The organism is Thetidibacter halocola (assembly GCF_018224955.1).
GTDB classification, from domain to species: Bacteria; Pseudomonadota; Alphaproteobacteria; order Rhodobacterales; family Rhodobacteraceae; genus Thetidibacter; species Thetidibacter halocola.
Window position 1 is genome coordinate 224,501 of record NZ_JAGTUU010000001.1, and the last position, 12,821, is coordinate 237,321.

Below are 12,821 nucleotides of genomic sequence, written 5' to 3' on the forward strand. Positions count from 1 at the left end.
CGTTCACTCTGCCGCCTCTATCGTGTCGTTCGCCCCGGTGCCCTCGTTCAGCACCGGCAGCTGGATTTCGAACACCGCACCGCCATGCTCGCCATTGCGCGCGGTCAACCGCCCACCCAGTTCGGTAACGATCCCCGACGAGATCGCCAGCCCCAGCCCCACCCCGTCGCCGGGCGCCTTGGTGGTGTAGAAAGGCTCGAACAGCAGTTCGAGATCCTCGATCCCCTCGCCATTGTCGCGCACCGACACGGTGGCGGTCTCTCCGGCGGCGAGGATGATCTCGATCTCTGGGTGCTCCACGGACTTGGTGGCATCTAGCGCGTTTCGCAACAGGTTGACCAGCACCTGTTCCAGCCGCATCCGGTCTCCCATGATGCGCACGGGCTCGTCCGGCAGGATCTTGCTGATCCGCACGCGCCGCGCCTTCAGTTGCGGCTCCATCATCGACAGGCTCGAGGCCAGCGCGTCGCCCATGTTGACCGGGCTGAACTCGGCCTGCCCCTTGCGGGCATAGGATTTCAGCTGCTGGGTGATGGCGCCCATGCGTTCGATCAGGTCGTCGATGCGGTGGAAGGCGGTCAGCGCCTCTTCGGGGCGGTTGCGCCGCAGCAGCAGCCGCGCGCCAGCCAGGTAGGTTTTCATCGCGGCCAGAGGCTGGTTCAGCTCGTGGCTGACGGCGGCTGACATCTCGCCCAACGCAGCCAGTTTCGAGCTTTGCGCAAGGCTCTGTTCCGCCACGGCCAGAGTCTTCTGCACCCGCTCGCGTTCCGCGATCTCGCGTTGCAGCCGGGCGTTCAGCGCGCGCAGTTCCGCCGATTCCCGTTGGAACAGCGCCATGCGCAGCGCGGTCTTGCGGCTGAGCGCGTAGAAGGCCAGCGCCGCCAGCAAGGCAAAGCCCATGATCTCGAGCGCGAGGACCGCGTTCACCTTTTCGCGCACGCTGGCATAGGTGGTGAAAGTGGTCATCGTCCAGCCGCGGAACGGGATGCGCCCGTCGATCCGCATCACGGCCTCGCCGCGGATATAGGCGTCGGGCGGCTGCGCCGTCCAGTCGGCGGTGGCCTGTATGGCGCGCTCGATCGCGCCCGAGGCGGGTTGCGCCTGCAACGCCTCCTCGCGCGTCAGGCTGCGCCAGCGCGGCTCGGTCGCGAGGATGATGATGCCCTCGGAATTGGTCACCAGCACCGCGTCGGAAATGCCCGCCCAGGCGCGCTCGAACTTGGCGAGGTCGACCTCGACCACGATCACGCCGACCGTGTTGGACTGGCTTTCCACCCGCCGCGCATAGGTAAAGCTGAAACCGCCCGCCTCGCGCTGCATCACCGTGAACACGGTCGAGGCGCTGCGCACCGCGTCGACGAAATAGGGCGCGGTGCGGTGCGTCTCGCCCAAGCGGTTGCGGTCGGTGGCGGCCACGGTGCGCCCGTCGATGTCCAGCAGCATCAGCGAGGCCGCACCGATTTCCTCTACGAAGGAAATCAGGCGCTGCGACGACTGGCTGTAATCGGCCGAATTCAGCGCCCCGATCAGCGCCGGGTCGCGCGCCAGCAGTTGCGGCACGATGGCGTTGCGGCGCAGTTCGGACACCAGGTTGCCGGAATAGAGCGCAAGCCGCAGCTCGGCGCGGTTGCGAGTCGTCTCGGTAAAGCGATCGGTCAGCAGGCGGTTCGTGACCCAGACCGTCGCCACCGCCACAAGAAGCAGAAGCGCCAGTGCGGCGCGGACGCGCCAGCCCAGCGGGCCCGTGCGCCGTTGGCGCGATATGGTGCGGGGGGTTGCCATGGCCGACAGGATAGGCCCCCGCCCGCCCGCGCTCAAGTCACGCGGCCGTCAAGGCCGTCGTCAGATGCGCGAAAAGACGCGCACCGTCGGTATTGCCATGGGCGGGTTCCGCCGCCCTCTCGGGATGCGGCATCATGCCAAGCACGCGACGGTTCTCCGACAGGATGCCCGCGATGTCGCGGGCCGAGCCGTTGGGGTTGTCGGTATAGCGGACGGCGACGCGCCCCTCGCCCTCGAGCGTATCCAGCGTCGCGGGATCGGCAAAGTAGTTGCCGTCATGGTGCGCGATCGGCAGCGCGATCTCGGTCCCCGCGCCGTAGCCGTCGGTATAGACCGAGGCGCCCTCGACCCGCAGGCCCACCGTGCGGCAGATGTATTTCAGCCCGGCATTGCGCAGCAGCGCGCCCGGCAGCAGTCCCGCTTCGGTCAGCACCTGGAAGCCGTTGCAAACCCCTAGGACGTACCCGCCGCGCGCCGCGTGATCGCGCAGCGCACCCGAGATCGGCGCATTGGCGGCGATCGCCCCGCAGCGCAGGTAGTCGCCAAAGGAAAAGCCGCCGGGCACGCCGACGATGTCGATGCCCGCGGGCAGCGTCGTGTCCTTGTGCCAGACCCGCGTGACGTCCAGGCCCGCCCGCGCAAAGGCCACTTCCATGTCCCTGTCGCAGTTCGAGCCGGGATAGACGATGACGGCCGCGCGCATCAGAGCGTCTCGATCCGGTAGCTTTCGATGACCGTGTTCGCCAGCAGCTTTTCGCACATGGCGGCAATCTGGTCCTCGGTGGTGCCGTCGGCGAGGTCAAGCTCGATCACCTTCCCCTGGCGCACGCCGTTCACCCCCTCGAAACCGAGAGAGCCGAGCGCGTGGCGCACCGCTTCGCCCTGAGGGTCCAGCACCCCGTCCTTCAGCATCACATGCACCCGTGCCTTCATGGCGCCCTCCGATTGTCTTTCCCGGATTTGCGGAAACCGCCGCCCGTTGCCGGGCGGACGGTCAGTTGATCAGTTTCGGCTTGGCGATATGCGTCGCCTGCTTGGGCATGACGCCCAGCCGCCGCGCCACCTCGGTATAGGCGTCGGTCAGGTCGCCGAGGTCGCGGCGGAACACGTCCTTGTCCAGCTTGCGGCCGGTCTCGATGTCCCACAGGCGCATCGAATCCGGGCTGATCTCGTCGGCGACGATCAGGCGCTGGAAGTCGCCGTCATAGACGCGGCCGATCTCGATCTTGAAATCGACCAGCCGGATGCCGACGCCATACATCAGGCCCGTGAGAAAGTCGTTGACCCGCAGCGCCAGGGCCACGATGTCATCCATGTCGTGCTGGCTGGCCCAGCCGAAGGCGGCGATGTGTTCCTCGGTGACCAGCGGATCGCCCAGCTTGTCGTCCTTGTAGCAGTATTCCACGATCGGGCGCGGCAGTTGCGTGCCTTCCTCGATCCCCAGCCGCGTGGCCAGCGAGCCGGCGGCATAGTTGCGCACGATGATTTCCAGCGGCACGATCTCGCAGGCGCGCACCAGTTGCTCGCGCATGTTGAGACGGCGGATGAAATGCGTTGGCACGCCGATGGTGTTGAGGCCGGTCATGAAGAATTCGCTCAGGCGGTTGTTCAGCACGCCCTTGCCTTCGATCGTGGCCTTCTTCTGCGCGTTGAAGGCTGTGGCGTCGTCCTTGAAATACTGGACGATGGTGCCGGGCTCGGGGCCTTCATACAGGATCTTGGCCTTGCCTTCGTAGATTTTCTTGCGCCGTGCCATGCCAGCCCTTTCGAAACACCAAAGCCGCGCCTCCGGTTCGGGGCGCGGGTTTGGCGCCGTCATAGTGGAAGCCCGCCTCGCCCGCAAGCGCCGCAGCAGTGTCGGGGCGGGCGACGTTGCCGCAGATCGCCGCTTTGGCTTGCGCCGGGACGCGCGGGGCGGCATATCGAAAGAAACCCAACGCCATGACGGAGCGCCAACCATGTCCACTTTCGACGATCGCGAAAGCGCCTTCGAGAACAAGTTCGCCCATGACGAAGAGATGAAGTTCCGCGCCGAGGCGCGCGCCAACAAGCTGCTCGGCCTCTGGGCCGCGGCCCTCATGGGCAAGAGCGGCGACGAGGCCGACGCCTATGCCAAGGCGGTGATCAAGGCCGATTTCGAGGAAGCCGGCCACGAGGACGTGGTGCGCAAGGTGGCCGGCGATCTCGGCGACAAGTCCAACCCTGACGAGATCCGCGCCAAGCGCTCGGAAATGCTGGCGCAGGCCAAGGCCCAGCTGATGAAGGAAGTCTGACCCGGCACGGCATGACCGGACAGGTCGAGGGGCGCGCCCATGTGGCGCGCCCTTTGTTCACCTGCCGGATGGGCACAATTCTTCGCATTCCCCAACTGGGCCATTAACCCGCGGGCCACAAACGTCATGCGACGCTGCGCATGGGGTTTCGGCGGGAGAACGGCATGCAGGACAGGATCCCGGCGCGGATGCGCGCCGCGTCGCAAAGGGCGTTTCCCGTCCTCCTGGGCGCCGTCTGCGCCTGGCTGCTGATGCGCCAGGCCGGGACGCTGGACTGGTCCTCGGTCGGCGCGGCGATCCAGGCGATTCCGCCCGGCCGCTGGGCGTTGGCGCTGCTGGCGACGGCGGGCAGTTTCTGGGCGCTGGCGCAGTATGACGCGGTGGCGCATCGCCACCTTGAAACCGGCGCGCCCGACGGACCTGCGCGGCGCGCGGGCGCTGCCTCGATCGCGCTGGGCCAGGTGATCGGGTTCGGTCCTGCGGTGGGCGCCGCGGTGCGCTGGCGGTTGATGCCATCGCTCGGGCACGGCGCGATCCTGCGGCTGACCGGCTTTGTCACCCTGTCCTTCTTTGCCGCCTGGGGCGTGTGGGTGCTGGGGCTGGCGCTGCCGATGGTGGGCGGGGCGGCCTGGCTTGCGCTGCCCGTGCTGCCGGCGCTGGGCCTTGGCGGGGCCCTGGCCCTGTGGCGCTTCCCGGTGTTGCGGCTGGGCCGGGTGGCGCTGCGCCTGCCCTCCATCCCCGCCGCGGCCCGCCTGCTGGCGCTCTGCCTGCTGGACCTGGTCTGCGCGGGCCTCGCGCTGTGGCTGCTGCTGCCCGCCGGGACGGCCCCCGCGTTGCCGGTCTTTGTCGCGGCCTATGCGCTGGCGATGGGCGCGGGGCTGGTCGGCGGCACGCCGGGCGGCGTCGGTCCGTTCGAGCTGGCGCTTCTGGCGCTGCTGCCGATGGTCGATCCGGTGGCGCTGGCCGCGGCGATCCTCGGCTACAGGCTGGTCTACTACGCGGTTCCCGCGGTTCTGGGCGCGGTCTATGCCACCCTCGCGCGCCCGCTGGCGATGTTGCCGCAGCCCCGATCGGCGCCGGTGCACCTGTCCGGGCCGCGGGCCGAGGCGGCGGTCGCCGCGCAGGCCAGCGTTCAGGCCCTGCGCAGCGCGACGGCAGGCGCCTGCCTGCTGCGCACGCCGCACAGCCTGACGCTGTTCCTGGGTGCACAGCACGGACCGATCTCTGACCTGCTGGCACCCCTGCGGGCCGAGGCACGGCGGCAGAATCGCGTCGCCTGCCTCTACAAGGTTACTGCCCGCGACGCCGCCGCCGCGCGCCGCGCCGGATGGATCGCGGCCCCGCACAGCACCGAGGCGGTGCTGGACCCGCGCGCCTTCGATCTCGACGCGCCCGACCGGCGCCAGTTGCGCCGCGCGCTGCGCAAGGCCGACAGGGCTGGCGTCTCGGTCGAGCGGATGACCGCCCCGGACTGGCCCGCGCTGGCCGAGGTCAACACCGCCTGGGCGCAGGCCCATGGCGGTGAACGCGGCCTGACCATGGGCCGCTTCTGCTCCAGCTACCTGCGCGACAAGCCGTTGTTCGTCGCCCGGCATCAGGGCCGCATCGTGGGATTCGTCACCGCCGTCGCCGCACCCGGCGAACGCTGCCTCGACCTGATGCGGCACCGCCCCGAAGCGCCCGCCGGAACGATGCACGCGCTGGTCCATGCGTTGATCCGCAGCGCCGCGCGCGAAGGCTGCCACGAGGTCTGCCTCGCTGCCCTGCCCGCACCGCGCCTGATGCGCTTTGCGCCGGGCTCCGAGGGGCTGGCCCGGTTCAAGTCCAGCTTCGCGCCTTCCTGGCGCCCGCTCTACATTGCAGCGCCTGGCCGCACCGCGCTGCTGCTGGCCGCGCTCGACCTGTGGCGCGCGGTCTGCCGGCCAGAGCCCTTGCCGCCTCCCGCCCCATCCACCAGTGACTGGACCGGGCCACAGGCACCGGCGCAGGACGCGGACAGCGCAGTGCGCCTCGCGGGCTGAGCCCCCTTGCCATTTACCCGACCCATGGGCCAGATGCCGCCGAACCGGAGGATGACCCATGTCCGATACCCTGCGCGGCTGCCTGTGGATGCTGGGAGCCATCGTGTCCTTTACTGCCATGGCCATCGCCGGGCGGGCGGTCAGCCTCGACCTCGACACGTTCGAGATCATGCTCTACCGCTCGTTGATCGGCATCGCCATCGTCGTCGCCATCGCCCGGCTGGCCGGAACGCTGCCGCAGGTGCGCGCGCAGAAGATGGGCTGGCATTTCAGCCGCAACATCTTTCACTTCGCCGGCCAGAACATGTGGTTCTACGCGATCACCGTGATCCCGCTTGCGCAGGTCTTTGCGCTGGAGTTCACCTCACCGCTCTGGGTCATGGTTCTGGCTCCGTTCATCCTCGGCGAGCGGATGACGGTAAACCGCCTGATCGCTGCGGCGGTGGGGTTCGTCGGCATCCTGATCGTCGCGCGGCCCAGCCCCGAGACTTTTCACATCGGCCTCGTCGCCGCGGCGCTGGCGGCCGTGGGCTTTGCCGGTTCGGCTGTGTTCACCCGTCGCCTTACGCGAACGGAAAGCATCACGTCGATCCTCTTCTGGTTGACTGTCATGCAGGCCGCCTTCGGCCTGATCTGCGCCGGGATCGACGGCGACATCGCCCTGCCCGCGTCCTCCAGCTGGCCCTGGGTCATCGTCATCGCCTGCGCCGGACTCGTTGCGCATTTCTGCCTGACGACCGCACTCAGCCTCGCCCCGGCGACCGTCGTGATGCCGATCGATTTCGCCCGCCTTCCGGTGATCGCCCTTGTGGGCATGGCGCTTTACGCCGAACCGCTGGACGCACTCGTGCTGATCGGCGCCGCGATCATCTTTGGCGCAAACTATGCCAATATCCTGATCGAGACCCGCCGTCCGACCGCTGTTACAAAAACGTGACGCTACGTTCCGGGCAGGTCGTGTGACGTATGGTCAAAGATTGACCCGATTGCCCCACCGGCCATAGCGTGCAGGCAGGAGACAACCCCACACGCAGGGATTGAGGGACACATGAAAACCTATCTGATGAACGGGGCAGCCGCGCTGGCCCTGACGGCTGGCGCCGTGTCTGCTGGCGGCCTCGACCGCTCGGGCCAGAGCGTGATGTCCGTGTTCTCGCCGGACAACACCGTGACCACCACGGTGGGCGTCGTCATTCCCAGCTTCACCGGCTCGGACGTGGCCGGCTCAGGCGGCAGCGGCAGCTACGACGTGGGCGAAACCTATACCCAGTATGGGCTCAGCTACACCAACGCGCTGAACGACCGGTTCAACTATTCGGTCATCCTCGACCAGCCCTTTGGCGCGGACATCGACTACAACGGCAACCCGCTGACCGACAACCTCGCCGGCACCTCGGCCGACCTGAACAGCACCGCGCTGAGCCTTGTCGCCCGCTACCGCCTCGGCGACCGCATCAGCGTGTTCGGTGGCATCAGCGCGCAACGCATCAATGCCGACGTGACGCTGAACGGCCGCTCCTACACCGCGGCGATCGGCGCGCCGCTGGCGCTGAGCGGCGTTGCCCGCCAATTGAGCGCGCAGACCAGCAGCACGATCACCGCGCAGACGCTTGCCGGCGCGCTGGCCGGTCAGACCACGCTTGACGGCGTCTTCGGTGGCCTTGCCGGAGGCAACGTGGCGGCGGGCCGCAACGCCGTTCAGACGCAGGTCAACAACGTGCAGAACGCATTCGCCACCGGCGGTGGCTATGCGTTCAACCTCGAGAACTCGACCAAGCCGAACTACTTCATCGGCGCGGCCTACGAGATCCCGGAAATCGCCCTGCGCATCGCCGGCACCTACCGGTTCGAAACGACGCACAAGGCGGATTACTCCGAAAATTTCGGTGGCGGCCTACTGACCAGCAGCGGCTCGATGGAATTCAAGACGCCGGCCAGCTTCAACCTCGAGGCACAGACCGGCATCGCCAAGGACACGCTGCTGACCTTCAGCTATCGCTGGACGGATTTCTCGGCGGTCAACATCATCCCGGCGACGCTGGGCAGCGACCTGGTGAACCTCGACGATGCAGAGCGCTACACGCTGGGCGTGGCGCGCCGGTTCAGTGACAAGCTGGCGGGATCGTTCACCCTGTCCTACGAGCCGAAAGGTGACAAGCTGGTGTCGCCGCTGGGCCCGACCAACGGCCTGTTCGGCGTGTCGATCGGCGGTCAATACACCGAGGGCAACCTGAAGATCTCGGGCGGGATCAACTATACCCGCGTGGGTGACGCGGTCGCCGAAGTCGCCAGTGTGGGTGTCGCGAACTTCAAGAACAACCACCTGGTCGGCGTCGGCATCAAAGCCGAGATCAGCTTCTGATAGCACGCGCCCGTCATGACGGATTAAAGGGCCCGGGCACAACGCCCGGGCCCTTTTTTCTTGGGCTCGACGGCGGATTTCAACCAGAGGGCGAAAGGATTTTACCCGAAGGCCGCATTTTCGGCTATTCTCGCCGCATGCAGGATATCGCGATTCTCTTTCCGGCCGCCGGGGCCAGCCGCCGGATGCGTGGCACCGACAAGCTTCTGGAGCCTGTCGATGGCCTGCCGCTGTTGCGGCGGCAGGTGCAACGCGCCTTGTCGACAGGCGCGCATGTCGCCGTATCCATCCCCGATCACGACCACCCCAGGTCCGCGGCGCTGGCCGGCCTGCCGGTGCAACTGGTTGCAGTGCCGGATTCGGGCCTGGGCATGTCGGCCTCGCTGCGTCGCGGGATCGGGATGCTTCCGCGGGGCATGAAGGCGGCGATCATCCTGCCCGCCGACATGCCCGAGATCACAACGGCCGACCTGGCGACGCTGATCGCCGCGTTCCGTGCCCTGTCGATCCCGGTTCTGCTGCGCGGCTGCGCGGCGGACGGGACACCGGGCCATCCCGTGCTGTTTCCGGCCGACTGCTTTTCGGCTCTGCAACACCTGCAGGGCGACCAGGGGGCCCGCGACGTGTTGCGGGCGAATGCGCACCGCACCCGCCTCGTGCCCTTGCCGGACAACCACGCGCTGACCGACCTCGACACGCCCGAGGCATGGCAAGCCTGGCGGGCAGGCGCGCTGTCGGACCCAACCCCGGCCGAGTAAAACCGCCACATCAACAAAATCTCGCAACCAATTGAAAAAACGGAAAGGCTTTCACCTTTCCGTTTATGACCAACCCTGTGACAGGCGGGCTTCGCTGCATATTCCTTGGTCGGGCGGCCCTTCCGTCAGCCCACGGAATAATGGGCCGCCCACGATTTCATCCGACCAGAAGCTGCGCCTCGTGCCGCTTCAGCGACCGGCGCGCCGCCCCGTAGGCGCGCAGGCCTTCGGCCTGTTCCAGTTCCGGGAACAGCTCGAGGATTTCCTGCCGTTGGGCGTTACCGATGCCCTTCAGCGTGTAGTCGCCGGGCTGGAAGCTTTCGGTCCAGGCGCCGTTCGACAGGACGACCTCGTGCTGGTCGAACATGAAGTGGATATAGGCCACGCCGTTCGCCTCGACCGCGTCGACACCGTCGAGCCCGGTCAGGTGCTTGGCCGCGACCAGCACCTCGCGCTCTTCGAAGTAGAGGGCGGTCTTGTCGTTGGCCACCAGCACCCGGTGGTTCGGCGACACCAGCATGTCATGCTCGGGCAGGTTGTTCCCCAGCGCGCCCTTGCGGATCAGGACCGGGTTCATGTGCGGCTTGCGCGCCAGGTCGTGTCCGGTCAGGTCCTTGCGGCCGATCCAGCGGACTTGCTGGATTCCGTTATCGCGGGTGATCACACGGTCGCCGATCTTCAGATCCTCGACAAGGCGCTCACCCTGCGGCGTGGCAATCAGCGTGCCGGGGGTGAAGCAGGGCACGATCTCCTCGATCTCGAAGAAGTCGAAACCACCGGTCACCCCGCCGTCGCCATCGAGGAACTCGATGGTGCCGTCGATGCCGTTGCCGTTGCTGTCCGGGCGGTCGTTCACGATACGCCAGTCCACGTCCTTCTCGCCCGAGCCGGTCAGGTCGAGGATGTCGTAATCGTCACCCTCGGACCCGCCATCGACGGTGTCATCGTCGCCTTCGCGCAGGCCAGCCACCTGGATCACGTCACGATCCGCACCGCCCGAGACGCTGTCGGCACCGTCACCGCCATTCAGCGTGTCAGCTCCCTGCCCGCCGATCAACGTGTCGTCATCGCCGCCACCCAGCAGAAGGTCCTCGTCGATGCCGCCATCCAGCAGGTCGTTGCCCGACCCGCCGATCAGCGTGTCGTCATCGTCGCCACCGATCAGCGTGTCGTTGCCGAGCGCACCGGTGATGTAGTCGCGGTCGTTCTCCGGCACCGTGTCGATGTCGTCGGTAAGTTCCAGCGACGGGATGTTCGAGCCGTCGATGAAATCGTCGCCCTGCCCGCCATCCAGCGTGTCCGAACCGTGGCCGCCGATGATCGAGTCATCGCCCTGACCACCGAACACGAGGTCGTCGTCAATGCCCGCGTCGATCGTGTCGTTCTCGCCACCGCCGTCGATCGTGTCGCGGTCGTCGCCGGTAAAGATCAGGTCGTTGCCCCGGTTGCCCTGGATGCTGTCGCGGCCGTCTTCCTTGTTCGGGTCGCTGGTGAAACCAAGGATCGGCAGGTTCGGGTCGTCGCCCTCGTAATCCGAGAACGTGTCGATGCCGGCCAGGATCGTGTCATCGCCCGAGCCGCCCAGGATCGTGTCCGAGCCCTGCACGTCGAAGACACTGTCATTGCCGCCGCCCAACTCGACATAGTCGTCGTCGATGCCGGGGCGCACCACGTCGTCGCCGCCGCTCGCGATGATCGTGTCGCGGTCATCGCCCGTCTCGATCGTGTCGGCGCCCGAGGTGCCGTCGATGCTGTCGCGGTCATCCTCGGGATCGGGGTCTTCGTCGAGACCGTTCAGCGGGTCCAGCGGTTGCAGTTCCGGCGAGACGGGGAAGACATCGGTATCGATGCGCCCTTCGCCACCGTTGGTATCGTCACCCACCGTCACGGTGACGATGGCGCTGTCGCTCAGATCGCCGTCGGTGATGGTGTAGCCGATTGTCGCCTCGCCGGTGAAACCGTCGTCCGGCGTGAAGGTCACGGTGCCGTCGGGGTTGACCGTTGCGATGCCGTTCGTGGCGATTGCTGTCTCGACCGTAATCGGATCGCCATCCGGATCTGAATCGTTGGCCAGAACCGGAATGACGACCGGCGTGTTGACCGTGGTCGTGGCGGTGTCGTCCACCGCATCCGGCGCGGCGTTGTCGTCGCCGTCAGGCGTCACGGTGACGATGATCTCGCCGGTGTCTGTGCCGCCATTGCCGTCATCGACGGTGTAGGGAATCGTGTCCTCACCGGTAAAGCCGGTGTCGGGGGTATAGGTCACCGTCCCGTCCGGGTTCAGCGTGGCGGTGCCGTTGGTCGGCGTGCCGATGCTGGTCACAGTCAGCGGATCGCCGTCCACGTCGGTGTCATTGTCCGAGGGATCGGGAATGACGATGGCGGTATCCTCGGGTGTGGTCGCCGTATCCGGGTTTGCCACCGGGTCGTCGTTCACCGGCTCGACGGTCACCGCGACCTCGCCCGTGGCGCTGTTTCCGGCGGGGTCCTCGATCGTGTAGGTGATGGTTGCGGGCCCGTTGTAGTCGGCCGGCGGCACGTAGCGCAGCGTGTTGTCCGGATTCACGGTGACGGTGCCGATGTCGACGGTCGCCCCGGTCACGGTCAGCGCGTCGCCATCCGGGTCGCTGTCGTTCGACAGAACGTCGATGACGACGGCGGTGTCCTCGGGCGTGGTGGCAGAGTCATCCTCGGCCACCGGGGGGGCGTCCTCGATATCGACGGTCGAGAAGTTGATATCCGAGATGGTCACGCCCTGCTGGGCGAGGTCGCCATTCGCGTAGGAGATCTCGATGCGCGAGACCGGGCCCGCGATGGTCACAAGGACAGAGCCCGCGGCATCGGTGAAGGTCGTCTCGGAGGTGCCGGTCGCGGTGGCGCCGGTGACCGAGGGGCCGCCAGCCTCGGGCGTGATGGTCACGGGCACGGCATTGCCGTCTGCGTCGAAGGCCAGGATCGTCACGATGTCCTGAAAGCCCGAGGCGGCAGCCTCACCCAGGTCTCCGCCGGTGGCGGACATGTCGATGTCGTTCATCCGGAACGAGACGTTCTGGACCGAGTCCGCGTAGAGTTCGGTGTTGGACGCGCGGAAATCCAGCGTCGCCGAGGCAGTCCCCGGTTCGCCGTCATCGTTGACGTCGTCGAACAGCTTGAACCACGAGTTCGGGTTCAGGTTGTCCTCTGGCTCGACATAGCCGTCGGCGGCAAAGGTGAACGCGGTTGCGTAGGCATCCAGCGCCGAGAAATTCACGTCGACCGCGACACCGCCGGTCTCGATCGTCACCGACGCGCCATCGTCCAGCGTGGTAGGGGCGATATCCCGCCAGTTCAGAAGAAGATCTGCCATCTCAATCGACCCTTTTCACTCATGCGGCACGGACGTCCGCGCGTCAGACGACAGAGCCTCAGGCAATGCCGGTTTGCTCAATCTCGAGCCGTGCCTGCAAATATGCGAAAGGTTCGCGCCCCGCCGCCCACATCTGTAGTGGGCGAAGAATACCAAAGCGGCCGGGCGTTGTTCATCGCCCTCGCGTCCCTCGCATCCCGCGGGATGCACGACAGTTCAGCGGCCGCCCCCGTGGCCAATAGTCTTCGCCCATGGTGGGCTTGCGTGAATTCTTACTGC

At 67.0% G+C, this 12,821-nt stretch carries 10 protein-coding genes; 5 read left to right on the forward strand and 5 right to left on the reverse strand.

The genetic code is table 11. The annotated features are described in order from the left end of the window. Positions 1-3 precede the first annotated feature (3 nt). The 4 genes from KB874_RS00895 to purC form a co-directional block, all read right to left on the reverse strand. The gene (locus KB874_RS00895; protein WP_212534649.1) at positions 4-1,782 is read right to left on the reverse strand and encodes a sensor histidine kinase; all 1,779 of its coding nucleotides are present in this window, start codon (positions 1,780-1,782) and stop codon (positions 4-6) included. 37 nt (positions 1,783-1,819) lie between these two features. Further along, positions 1,820-2,485, reverse strand: a complete 666-nt coding sequence (gene purQ / locus KB874_RS00900) for a phosphoribosylformylglycinamidine synthase subunit PurQ (protein ID WP_212534650.1) — start codon at positions 2,483-2,485, stop codon at positions 1,820-1,822. Continuing rightward, positions 2,485-2,715: a phosphoribosylformylglycinamidine synthase subunit PurS gene (gene purS, locus KB874_RS00905; RefSeq protein WP_212534651.1), complete on the reverse strand. Its 231-nt coding sequence runs from the start codon at positions 2,713-2,715 to the stop codon at positions 2,485-2,487. The genes purQ and purS overlap by 1 nt, the downstream gene beginning before the upstream one ends. A 61-nt stretch (positions 2,716-2,776) precedes the next feature. Beyond that, positions 2,777-3,538: a phosphoribosylaminoimidazolesuccinocarboxamide synthase gene (gene purC / locus KB874_RS00910; protein ID WP_212534652.1), complete on the reverse strand. Its 762-nt coding sequence runs from the start codon at positions 3,536-3,538 to the stop codon at positions 2,777-2,779. Between the two features lie 202 nt (positions 3,539-3,740). On the opposite strand from purC, the gene KB874_RS00915 reads away from it, so the two are divergent. The 5 genes from KB874_RS00915 (at position 3,741) to KB874_RS00935 (ending at position 9,196) form a co-directional block, all read left to right on the forward strand. Next, positions 3,741-4,055 carry a DUF1476 domain-containing protein gene (locus KB874_RS00915; protein WP_212534653.1) on the forward strand — a complete coding sequence of 105 codons (315 nt, stop codon included), beginning with the start codon at positions 3,741-3,743 and terminating at the stop codon, positions 4,053-4,055. Between the two features lie 164 nt (positions 4,056-4,219). Next, entirely contained in the window at positions 4,220-6,076 is a 1,857-nt protein-coding gene (locus tag KB874_RS00920; RefSeq protein WP_212534654.1) for a phosphatidylglycerol lysyltransferase domain-containing protein, read from the forward strand. 58 nt (positions 6,077-6,134) lie between these two features. After that, positions 6,135-7,013 (forward strand): DMT family transporter, encoded by an 879-nt coding sequence (locus KB874_RS00925; protein ID WP_212534655.1) that lies wholly within the window; start codon positions 6,135-6,137, stop codon positions 7,011-7,013. 111 nt (positions 7,014-7,124) lie between these two features. Beyond that, the gene (locus KB874_RS00930; RefSeq protein WP_212534656.1) at positions 7,125-8,438 is read left to right on the forward strand and encodes an outer membrane protein transport protein; all 1,314 of its coding nucleotides are present in this window, start codon (positions 7,125-7,127) and stop codon (positions 8,436-8,438) included. A gap of 137 nt (positions 8,439-8,575) precedes the next feature. Then, a complete protein-coding gene (locus tag KB874_RS00935) occupies positions 8,576-9,196 on the forward strand; it encodes a nucleotidyltransferase family protein (protein WP_212534657.1) in 621 nt (206 codons plus the stop codon). A gap of 157 nt (positions 9,197-9,353) precedes the next feature. Here KB874_RS00935 and KB874_RS00940 read toward each other — a convergent pair whose 3' ends face one another. After that, positions 9,354-12,542: an Ig-like domain-containing protein gene (locus tag KB874_RS00940; RefSeq protein WP_212534658.1), complete on the reverse strand. Its 3,189-nt coding sequence runs from the start codon at positions 12,540-12,542 to the stop codon at positions 9,354-9,356. Positions 12,543-12,821 lie beyond the last annotated feature (279 nt).